This window comes from Gemella sp. zg-1178 (assembly GCF_018790995.1).
Taxonomy (GTDB): Bacteria; Bacillota; Bacilli; order Staphylococcales; family Gemellaceae; genus Gemelliphila.
Genome location: NZ_JAHKEI010000031.1, coordinates 1 through 10,489 on the forward strand (window position 1 = coordinate 1; position 10,489 = coordinate 10,489).

13 protein-coding genes are annotated in these 10,489 nt (G+C 30.9%); all 13 read right to left on the minus strand.

Translation table 11 applies throughout. The annotated features are described in order from the left end of the window. On the minus strand, positions 1 to 474 hold a 474-nt coding region (locus KMP12_RS06680), incomplete at its 3' end, for a hypothetical protein (RefSeq protein ID WP_215756965.1). Further along, positions 464 to 2,260, minus strand: a complete 1,797-nt coding sequence (locus KMP12_RS06685) for a hypothetical protein (RefSeq protein WP_215756966.1) — start codon at positions 2,258 to 2,260, stop codon at positions 464 to 466. The genes KMP12_RS06680 and KMP12_RS06685, both read right to left, overlap by 11 nt. Further along, entirely contained in the window at positions 2,261 to 2,620 is a 360-nt protein-coding gene (locus KMP12_RS06690; RefSeq protein WP_215756967.1) for a hypothetical protein, read from the minus strand. A 1-nt stretch (position 2,621) separates the two neighbouring features. Beyond that, positions 2,622 to 5,360, minus strand: a complete 2,739-nt coding sequence (locus tag KMP12_RS06695; protein ID WP_215756968.1) for a phage tail tape measure protein — start codon at positions 5,358 to 5,360, stop codon at positions 2,622 to 2,624. 172 nt (positions 5,361 to 5,532) lie between these two features. Then, positions 5,533 to 5,898: a hypothetical protein gene (locus KMP12_RS06700; protein WP_215756969.1), complete on the minus strand. Its 366-nt coding sequence runs from the start codon at positions 5,896 to 5,898 to the stop codon at positions 5,533 to 5,535. Positions 5,899 to 5,996: 98 nt separating this feature from the next. Next, positions 5,997 to 6,461 (minus strand): major tail protein, encoded by a 465-nt coding sequence (locus tag KMP12_RS06705; RefSeq protein WP_483867058.1) that lies wholly within the window; start codon positions 6,459 to 6,461, stop codon positions 5,997 to 5,999. A 2-nt stretch (positions 6,462 to 6,463) separates the two neighbouring features. Next, entirely contained in the window at positions 6,464 to 6,781 is a 318-nt protein-coding gene (locus KMP12_RS06710; RefSeq protein ID WP_215756970.1) for a hypothetical protein, read from the minus strand. Continuing rightward, positions 6,778 to 7,155, minus strand: coding sequence for an HK97 gp10 family phage protein (locus KMP12_RS06715; protein WP_111743394.1), 378 nt, complete (start codon positions 7,153 to 7,155; stop codon positions 6,778 to 6,780). The genes KMP12_RS06710 and KMP12_RS06715 overlap by 4 nt, the downstream gene beginning before the upstream one ends. Further along, complete coding sequence (locus KMP12_RS06720; protein ID WP_215756971.1) at positions 7,148 to 7,480, minus strand: phage head closure protein; 333 nt, start codon at positions 7,478 to 7,480, stop codon at positions 7,148 to 7,150. The genes KMP12_RS06715 and KMP12_RS06720 overlap by 8 nt, the downstream gene beginning before the upstream one ends. A 1-nt stretch (position 7,481) precedes the next feature. Then, entirely contained in the window at positions 7,482 to 7,766 is a 285-nt protein-coding gene (locus KMP12_RS06725; RefSeq protein WP_215756972.1) for a head-tail connector protein, read from the minus strand. A gap of 8 nt (positions 7,767 to 7,774) precedes the next feature. Further along, on the minus strand, positions 7,775 to 8,656 hold the full coding sequence (locus KMP12_RS06730; protein ID WP_215756973.1) for a phage major capsid protein: 882 nt from the start codon (positions 8,654 to 8,656) through the stop codon (positions 7,775 to 7,777). A 5-nt stretch (positions 8,657 to 8,661) separates the two neighbouring features. After that, positions 8,662 to 9,384 (minus strand): head maturation protease, ClpP-related, encoded by a 723-nt coding sequence (locus KMP12_RS06735; protein WP_215756974.1) that lies wholly within the window; start codon positions 9,382 to 9,384, stop codon positions 8,662 to 8,664. Next, on the minus strand, positions 9,347 to 10,489 hold a 1,143-nt coding region (locus tag KMP12_RS06740), incomplete at its 5' end, for a phage portal protein (RefSeq protein ID WP_215756975.1). The genes KMP12_RS06740 and KMP12_RS06735, both read right to left, overlap by 38 nt.

The window sequence follows — 10,489 nt, forward strand, 5'->3', positions numbered from 1 at the left end:
ACCTAGTTTTATACGGTTTGTTTTACCATCACTCTTTGTTCCAAAATAACCACCTCCCGCTTTGGCATTAGTTAAACAAACACTCGATATTTTACCATTTGCTTTTGATGTTCCAAAATCCCAAACAAATTTATAACCGTTTGACGTTGCTTTCGATTCTTGCTTATTAAAACTACCTTGCAGTGGATTTTCCTGAACTCCTTCTACTTGTCCTGCATATCCAATACATTCATTACTTGTACTTACAAAGCTAGTATTTTTGTCTTCTATTATTTTATCTTTAAATAACAAGATTCCTCCTACTATCTTTTCAACTATTGGATAAAATGTATCTTTATTAATATTTGTAAGTAGCCCATTTGGATTTAATGTTAGAATCTTTTCTAAAACATCTGTTACGAGGTTATCATCTTTTAAAACCTCTTTCTTTTTTGTTTTAACATCGGTTAATTCTATTATTGTCTTACCTTTCATTTTTATCCTCCACTTCTACATTCTCGGTTATATTTCCAAATACGAATTTTCGTTTTAAATCATTTTTTATAATCACATCACTAAATTCATATTTAGGAACATCATAAGTTTCAACATCTATACTACCTTCACTTAAATCCACTTGTTTTCTATGTGATAGTTTTAATTTACTTAAGTTCTCATTTACTTTTATTTTACCGTCCCAAGGTACATCTCCTCCTAAAGCACTACCTATGATCGCAGCACTTATTCCCTCTATTGGAATAACTAGACTACCTTTTTCTAACTCGAAATCCACAGTAAATCTGTTAATCACTTTTTCTTTTAAGTTTATTAGTGGGTAGAATAACGTAACCATTTGACTTCCTACTTTAGCTATAAACTTTGGTACGTGATTTTTTATTGTAAGTTCATTTAATGAGTATATGATATTAAGCTTTTGATCCTCCTCGACTTCTCTAATCAAAGTTAGTTTCTTCTCTTCTTTTTCATCTTTTAAGGTAACAGTCTCTTCAATATGTTTTTTTAAACTTTTAACATCAAATAACACAGTAGCGATAAAAAAAGCATCAGTTTCTTTACTTGATGCAAATTCTATATCAATTATTGTTTGTGAATTCTGTCCTATTTTTATTTCAGTTCCATTAACATAAGCATTCACCTTTACTCTGTCAGACTCAATTGTTTGTAATATACCTTGAATATTCTTATCTTGTTTACTCTTACCTTTAGATAGTAATGCATTTTTACCTACACTCTTAATTCTATATTTTCCATGAATTTTATACTCAATTGATGTAACTATAGTATGATAACTTTCAACTCCAACCTTAAAAGTAATCTTGTCTCCAACTTCAAAAGCTGGATTACTTACGACTACACTATCTAATGGAGTATAATCAAATGTAGCTACCTCTTCTAAAATTGCTTTACACATCCTTACTCGTTTTTCAGGAAGTCCTAACTGCATAAGAGGATTAACACCAATATTCATAGTTAAAGCATTGTCATTTTCTTTTGAATAATACTCTGATATTTTTGTTTTAAGATTTGTACTTTGTACTGCAGTATATCTAGTTGTAAAATCTGAAATACTTAATTCATACCTATCTATTTCTTTTATTTCATAATTTGAGTTCGTATTAAATCTTTTTAATATTAACTTCCCAAAACGATCTATAGTCGCAAAACTTGCAGTAGTTGCACTAATATAGTGAATTAAATCACGATACGTTTCTATATCATGCTCGGCATAAATCCCAACTCTTTCTACTCCATTTGGTAATTTTTCAATTTCTTCTTTGCTTATTCCAAGTTCTACACTGCACTTCTTACAAGAGAATTCTAGAAGTTCATAAATAGTCCCAGATGTTTCTTTAAAACTCAGAGTTTTATTAAACTTAACCATAAAGTCATAACCTTTAATTTCAACAAATTTCTTCGTTCTATTAGCTTCAGTTGTTTCAAATATTCCAAGTGGTATTTTTTCAATTTCATTATTTTCCAAGACTAAGTTGAAATATAGTTTTATAATGCTTCCGTCTAATGTTATTTCTCTTAGTTCATCAAGTTTCAAGGTAATACCCATCTCCGCAGCGTAAACAGAACCTAGTTCTATTTCATTACTTCCTGAACATGAATTACTTATATAGCAACTATCTTTAAGGATGTGTTTATCATCAAATTTTATTATTTTTCCAGTTTTTAATACTACCTCTCCTGTCCAAAAATACTTTCTACTTTTATTTTTTATCGTTTTATTGAAGTTAACACTTGTCTGATACATCTAGTATTCCTCCAATTTAAAACTAACACCCCAAATTCCAAGACTACCGTTTTTATTTAAAAGACTAACCTTAAAATTTGTACAATAAGTATTTATTTCTTTTTCTTCTAATGAATAAGGATCGAAATATTTAACTGGTATTGTAGTTTGTTTTAACATTTTTGATAACTTTAAAAGATACCGGCTTGTTAGAGTTAGTTTCAAAGATATAGATATCACACTTTCCCTTACAATGTCTCTATGTGTTATTCCTGCTTCGGTAACTCCGCTACTACTACCTTCTATATCTCTAAACTCAAAGTCTATCTCATTAGGAGTTGGTATTGTTTCATTATTAATTTTTATATATGATTTTTTCATATTACCTTCCTCCTGATTTTATAATTTGTCTGTTTTGTGCATTTATTATTATTTCATCAAGTAATGTTGCACCTAAGTAAACTGGGATAACTATATCACCAGTTGTCTCGTGTGGTATATTTATAGCTTGAATTAATTTGTTTAAATCATCACTACTTATACCTGATGTTGCATTCACTCTTGGAAGTGTGAATCCTTTTAAAGCTGGATTTATCACCAAATCATTTGATAACTTAGATACCGAGTTTTTCAAAAGACTTCTACTACTATCTAAACCTTTAGACAATCCTTTTATAAAGTCTGGCATCCAATCCTCATAATCTGTAAGTGGCCCTACTTCTGGCACACTAAAGTGTAGATAACTCCAAATGGTATCAGCTACTCCTTTTACTGCGTCTACTACTGCACTAATTTTATTTTTTATACCTTGTACTAACCCTGAAATTAAATCACTCCCCCAAGAATAAGCTGAGTTTACAAGATTAGAAATTGTTGAATAAATATTATTCCAGATATTTGAAACTGTGTTAAAAATAGCATCTAAAATATTACTTATAACATTCTTTATATTATTCCAAGAGGTGCTTATAAAATCACTAATTGCTTGTACTATCGTATTTATAGAATTACTAATATTTTGCCATATAGTAGATAAGAAATCTTTTATACTATTCCAAATTGTACTTGTAGTTTGGAATACAAAATCCCAGTAACTTGTAATGATATTTTTTATTACATCAAGAACTGTTTGGAAAATTGTTTTTATTACTTCCCAAGTTGTTGATAAGAAATTTTTTATACTCTCCCACGCGGTTGTGAAGATAGTTTGAATAGCCGTAAAGGTAGTTGTAAAATATGTTTTGATATTCTCCCAAACTGTAGTCACTACTAAGGTTATACTTTGCCAAAGTTCTGTAAAATAAGTTTTAACACCCTCCCAAGCAGTTGTAAATATAAGACTAATAGCTGTGAGTGTTGTTGAAAAATAATTTTTAATAACTTCCCACACAACGGTTATAGTAGTACTAATAGCCGTCCATGTTTCTGAAAAGTAAGTTTTTATCCCTTCCCAAAGATTTATAAAAAAGTCTTTTATTTCACTCCAATGATCTTTTAAATAACTACCTATAGATATCAATGTTACAACCGCAGCTATTATAGCGAGCATTTGTACTATCGCACCAGATAAACCAGCCATTACACCACTCATCGCACTAAAAGCACCAGAAATTGTTGCAACACCCGTTATTAAATTTCCTATAGAACCAATGACTGTACCGATTATTACTAAAAGTGGACCTATCGTAGCTACTATAAGCCCAATTATTACGACTATCTGTTTAGCTGTTGGACTTAAACTATTCAACCAAGTTGCTATACCTCCAAAAACTGTAGCGATCCCTTGTAAAATTGGACCTAAAACATCAGAAATTGTTTCTCCTAAACTACCTAATGCTAGCTTAGCGTTATTACTAGCTACTTTAAATTTATCTATACCATCCTCTGTTCCTTCAAATGTTTTGTCTACAACATCCTCGTACTCAGACATACTTTTTGATAAATCATCTATAGAAAATCTACCTTCTCTTATAGCCCTAGTCATCTCTGCAGCACCTTTAGTTCCGAAAATCTTAGTCGCAATCGTTAGTGCTTCAGTTTCACTCCCTGCATTTTTTATCGATTCAATTGTTTTCTTAAGGGCTTCATCCATAGAAAGTCCATCTTTAGTGTAGGCTGCGACTGCCTTTCTAAAACCTCTTAACGCTTGATCTGCATTTACACCATTTGCTTCAAATTGTGCAAGTAAGTTAATACTCTGACCTAGATTTAACCCCATTTCTTTTAGGATTGCTCCATGTTGCTGAACTCCGTTCATAAGAGTATCAACACTTATTCCTGTATCTTGTGCTTTTTGTGTTATTAATCCTAACACATTGGCAGTTTCCTTAGCGTCAATACCCCACTGAAGCATTATTTTATTTGTCATTCCTATAGCGGTATTTAGGTCTGTTTCATTTATCTCTGCGAACTTAAGAAATAAAGTAGATAGTTCTTGAAGCTCATCACCAGTGACTTTAAACCTAGTGTTAACCTCTCCCACCGCAACACCTACATCACTCATACTAACAGGTAAACTTTTAAAAATATTATCCGCAACATTTTTTAACCCCTCAAAACTTTCTCCAGTTGCTCCAGTTTTTTTGATAATCGTATCATATCCTTCATCAATTTCACGAAAGGCTAATGTTGCTGCAGCTCCAACTGCTACAATTGGTGCTGTCACATTTTTTGATAGATTTGTGCCTACTGAAGATATCTTCTCTCCAGTCTCTTTGAATTTACCTCCAACTTCTTTAAGTGTAGCTTGCATCGAACTATTAGTGTGTTTTAATTTTTCTGTGAATTTATCTAGTTCTTGTTCAGTCGCAATAATTTCTCTTTTTAATGCGTCAAATTGCTTTTCTGAAATATCTCCATTTGCGAGTGCAGTTTTAGCTTGTTCCTCAGCGAGCCTTAATGTTTCTAGTTTTTTCTTATTTTCTTCTATGGCTGTATTTAAGAGTTCTTGTTTTTGAGTAAGTAATTCGGTATTATGTGGATCAAGTTTCAATAGTCTTTCAACATCTTTAAGTTCTCTTTGAGTTTGCTTAATCTTACCTTCAACTTCACTTAATGCTTGTTTTAATTTAAGAGTATCTCCTCCGATTTCTACAGTAATACCTGCTATTCTACTTGCCATACAATCACCTCCTAAAAATTATCCATATCTTCTTGTGTCGCTATTACTTTATAGTTATAACTATCATTATTTTTTTCAATGTACATATCATTTACTAACCCTATTGTTAACTCAGATAAATCATTCATTGAAAGTCCTAATTCAACTGAACGCAGTAAAAAAAGAGCGGTATTTAACGTCCGCTCAGTTTCTTTTGCTTTTTTTTAGATGTACTCATATTTTTAACATTTATACCCCATAATTTTATTAAGTCTGGTAGAAGTTTATATACAGATAAAGTATCAAACTGTTCTAACCATTCACCTACATAATTTGAGATTTTATCATCTGCATGGTAAGCCATAATATATGCGATATTTTCAAATATTTCTAAACTCTCAATATCGATATTTCCTTTATTCTTATTAATCTTATCTAATATAAGCAAATCTTTATAAATATCACGACTAAACTTCATTCTGTAAAGTCTAGGTATCGCTGCTGACGCTTTAAATGTTACAACTTTTCCATCTACATTTATATCTTTAATAACTCCCATTACATTTCTCCTTCATGTGTTGGCATATACACTGTTTGATACCAATTCTTATATGTTTCTTCTGTTGTCTCTTTACCAGTTTTACTCTTCACAAGTCCTTATTTGATAGGTCTTGCTTTTATTGAAAGTGTTTCTGTTTGTACTTCTCTTGATTCCTCATTTGTTTGACCTTCAATTTTTGGGCGACCTGCTGAACAATTATAAAGTACATGACGTATTTTTTTCTGATCTCCATCAAATTCAAAAAGTAGTGCAAAGTTCTTTGTTTCTGATCCTGAATCTTCAACTAGAACTTTATTCTTATCTTCTTTTTCTTGAAGAATATCCTTTCTGAAACTTTCTGGAATCATTGCAATCTCAAGATCACCGTCATATCCCATATTGTTATTGATTGTGTAATATGATCCTCCATCTGCATAGAAACTTTCTGGTTCTCCATTAGGTTCTAAACTAATTTTTACAGCACCTGGAATTGGTACTGGTTTTTCATAAGTTGTTGTATCACCTTCAGTTAATTTTGCATAGTGAACATGAGACAAATTAAATTTTACTTTATTTTCCATACTTAAACCTCCATTTTATAAATTGTTTCATACATTTCTTCACTCGGTATCCATACCTCGTCTTTTGTATAGATTAAAGAATAAGTTTGTAAAAGATCTTCTATCTTTTTTTCTAATTTAAAATCTTTTTTCTCTGTATATATTTCTATAATTAAATTTTTTACACTATAATATAATTTTCCATCTGCTTTAAAAGTATTTTCACCGTCATAATAATATATAAGAAATGGTAATCTTGGAGCACTTCCTTCTTTAAAATGACTATAAACAAATGGAATTTCTAGCTTATATAACATTTCACATACTTCATTTTTATTCACGATAAATCCCTCTTTATTCTTTCTAATACTTTTTCGCTAATATCTCTTGTTGCTGGCTCTATATGTGGAATTGCTTTAGTACGCCCTCCATTTTTCTTCGCATGTCCAAATTCAAGTAAATGTGCTAATTGATATCTATTTTTTGAATGAACTACTGTTTGTATAGAGTGTGCTGTTTCTCTTTCTTTTGTCACTTTCCAACTTTTTTCGTAATCTCCACTTTTTTTAGGTGATCCTTCTTTTATTTTATCTCTAACTTCATTACTCACTTCAACTACTGCACCTTTTAAACTTTCCTCAGTTAGCTTAGAATATTCCTTTAAGCCTTTTGTTATCTCCGCAGCAAGTGAATCAATAGTTGTCCTCTTAGTCATAGCTATTAACTCCCTTAACTCTTAAAAACTTTTTATCTTTACTGAACACATCTACTTCTAATATGTCAAAAAACTTATTGTTATACTTTATTCTATATTCTAACGTATTAAGTTCTTTTAATTCCAACATTTTTCTAACTACAAAAGAGATTACTTCTGAACTCCTATTAACACTATGTCTTTCTACCTCACTTGAAGTTACCAATTTTAAATTAGACCAACAAGTAAAAAAATCACTCCATGTTTCTAATTGTTGATGCAATTCATCAAATTCTAAAACTACCTTTTGAAAAGTAATTCTAGTATCCAGTTCTACAATATCCATCTTAAAACTCCTCTTTTCTATGATTAAATAATAACGCTCTAAGTATTAGTGTTAATTCTCTAAAATCAGCATTTTCCCTATGTTCATAAAGATAAGCAACAGTATATAATATCGGTATTTTAAATTCATCAAAATCATGCTCATCACCTAACTCTGAAAAACTACTCACCCTTAGTATTCCTAAACATAATTTTTTAGCTGTAAACAAAAGTGATGAGATTAACTCATCATCTTCTGTTGTATCAACTCTCAAATAGTTTTTAACTTGTTCAAGTTTTAGTTCCATAGTTTATATTATCCTTTGATTGGTAATATCTGAACTGCTTCTGGTAATACTAGCTTACCATCAACTCTTTCTTTAGCTACAAATCCAATCATACCATTACCCGCGAATAATTCTTGGAGTTCCTTAAATGAACGAGCACCTCTATCACCTATGTTATAATAGCTAAAATCACCAAAAGCAATTTTATTTTCTGGTGCAAAAGCTGAAGTATACACTGGGTATCCTGCTAATTTATCAGGTTCTCCTAATTGGTATGATGGTTGCCAAATATATGCACCATTGTTATCTTTTAGTTTTCTGATATTAGCTATTATTTTATCATTTGTAATAAAAACTGCATTTTTTCGGTATGGACGCTTTAAAGCATGAACTAAGTTTATTACATCATCTGCTTTAATCGTAGATACTTTATCTAAATAGGTTCCACCATTTGTTTTTAAAGTCTGAGATAATTTTCTAATAATATTTTCTTCTTCTAACGTATCAACTAATCTACTATCATACTCATCTGGAACTAAATATCCTCCATCAGTATCTACTTTTTCTTGTAGGATATTTTCAATTTGTCTAAAATTAGATCGTAGTGCTTTTATCATTGCTTTTTTGTGTTGAAGATTTTTTTTGATTTTATCTTCTTTGTCAGACACCATTGGTTTTGAGATTAACGGATCATTTACTGGTTTTGATAATTCTCTTTCCATATTTTCCATCTCTTGAAGTCTCTCTATTTCAAAAGTAAAGTTTTTAACTTTTTCTTCCATCTTGTTGTAAGTTTCAACATCTTCTTTTGATAATAGCCCATCACTATCTTTTTTACTCTCAACAAAGGCTTTTGCACCTTCCCATGCTTTAGCACGTTTTTCAATTAATTCTTGTATTTTTTTATTCATAATTCTTACCTCCAGTTTTTTATTAAATCTAATCTATTTATTAACGAATCAGCTTCTATTTTTTCTTCGTTTACGTTTTTAAAAGTTTCTTTGATTTTATTCATCATTGAATTTTGAACTGTTGCTTCTTGATAAAGCATACTAACATTTGGAATCTCAATATCCTGAATCTCATCTCGTTTTAAGATAGAATCAGCAAAACCAAGTTCAACTGCTTTTCTTGCATCCATCCATGTTTCATTATCCATAAGTTTTGATATTTTGTTTCGTGATAATCCCGTTTTTATTTCATAAGCATTAATTATTGATTCTTTAACCTCACTTAACATATCTATAGCTCTTTGCATTTCGCTTGTACTACCATATGCAATTGTCATAGGGTTATGAATCATAAGCATTGAAACAGGACTCATAATAACTTCTGTTCCTGCCATAGCAACTACACTCGCAGCACTAGCTGCTATCCCATCAATTTTCACCTTAACATTTCCTTTGTGTTCCATTAAGAGATTATAAATTTGTGCGGCTGCAATACAGTCTCCACCAGGTGAATTTATCCATACAGTAATATCTCCACTATGTTTAATTAGTTCTTCTTTAAAAATCTGTGGAGTAACCTCATCATCAAACCACGATTCTTCAGCTATTGTTCCATTTAAAAATAATATGTTCTCTGGTGGTTTATCATTATTATTTTGTACTGTCTTCCAATTCCAAAATTTTTTCATCTGTGTTTTCCTCCTTATAATCTGTTAATCTCTCTGCATAAGAACCAGCCTTTTTAAGTGGTAACATGTTACCATTGACTAGATATAAGTTTCCTCCTTCCTCATCTGATATCAAATCTAAGTTTTCTAAACTCCTTATATCATTAGCACTCATCCAACCATTCTGACGTGCTGTTGCATATCCATTCATCCTACTTTGATAATCTCCTCTAAGTAGTCCATCAACATTGAATTTTATATAATATTTTTTCTTTTCATCACTTTTAAGTAATCTCCTAGTCATAGCTTGTTCAAAACGTTTCACCCAAGGATCTAGCGTATATTTAACAAACTCAAGAGATTGTTGTTCAATATTAGAAAAACTAGACTTTTCAAGATCACCTACCATGTGTGGAGGAACTCTGAAAATTCTAGCTATCTCATTTATTTGAAATTTTCTTGTTTCTAAAAACTGTGCTTCATTTGGTGCTATTGAAATAGGAGTATATTTCATACCTTCTTCAAGTATCGCAACTTTATGGTTATTCTTACCTGAAAATCCTCTAGTCCAACTTTTCCTTAAAATCTCTGCATTTTTTACTGTACCAGGATGTTCTAATATTCCACTTGGTGTCGCTCCATTAGAAAAAAATTTCGCCCCGTATTCTTCAGCTGCAATAGCCATACCAATTGCATTTTTAGCCATAGCTATTGGTGAGTAACCTACTAAGCCATCAAATCCTAATCCTGGTATGTGTAATACGTCTTGTGTGGTTAATTTTACTTTTCCATCATTTGTTGTATATTCATAAAAAATTGTATTATTTTCATCTCTATCAACTTTCATTTTATCTGGCATTAGTGGGTAAAGTCCTAAAACATCACCTTTCCCATTACGAATAATTTGAGCATATGCATTCCCCCATAATAATAAATGTGTCATTAATGTTTCTCTAAATATAAAACTTGTCATCTCATTGTTAGGTTCGTTATGGAGTAAGTTATATAAATAGTGGTTGGTTGCTTTTTTACTTCCTAAATCTGTTATTTCGTATATATGCAGTGGTAAACTAGCGAGGGTTTCTGATAATATTCTCACACATGAATATACAGCTGTCATCTGCAT

Coding starts and splice junctions, on each gene's coding strand:
- KMP12_RS06735 (WP_215756974.1), bottom strand. CDS start 9,384: ATGAAAAAATTTTGGAATTGGAAGACAGTACAAAATAATAATGATAAA.
- KMP12_RS06730 (WP_215756973.1), bottom strand. CDS start 8,656: ATGAATAAAAAAATACAAGAATTAATTGAAAAACGTGCTAAAGCATGG.
- KMP12_RS06715 (WP_111743394.1), bottom strand. CDS start 7,155: ATGACTAAGAGGACAACTATTGATTCACTTGCTGCGGAGATAACAAAA.
- KMP12_RS06720 (WP_215756971.1), bottom strand. CDS start 7,480: ATGGATATTGTAGAACTGGATACTAGAATTACTTTTCAAAAGGTAGTT.
- KMP12_RS06685 (WP_215756966.1), bottom strand. CDS start 2,260: ATGTATCAGACAAGTGTTAACTTCAATAAAACGATAAAAAATAAAAGT.
- KMP12_RS06695 (WP_215756968.1), bottom strand. CDS start 5,360: ATGGCAAGTAGAATAGCAGGTATTACTGTAGAAATCGGAGGAGATACT.
- KMP12_RS06700 (WP_215756969.1), bottom strand. CDS start 5,898: ATGGGAGTTATTAAAGATATAAATGTAGATGGAAAAGTTGTAACATTT.
- KMP12_RS06705 (WP_483867058.1), bottom strand. CDS start 6,461: ATGGAAAATAAAGTAAAATTTAATTTGTCTCATGTTCACTATGCAAAA.
- KMP12_RS06725 (WP_215756972.1), bottom strand. CDS start 7,766: ATGGAACTAAAACTTGAACAAGTTAAAAACTATTTGAGAGTTGATACA.
- KMP12_RS06690 (WP_215756967.1), bottom strand. CDS start 2,620: ATGAAAAAATCATATATAAAAATTAATAATGAAACAATACCAACTCCT.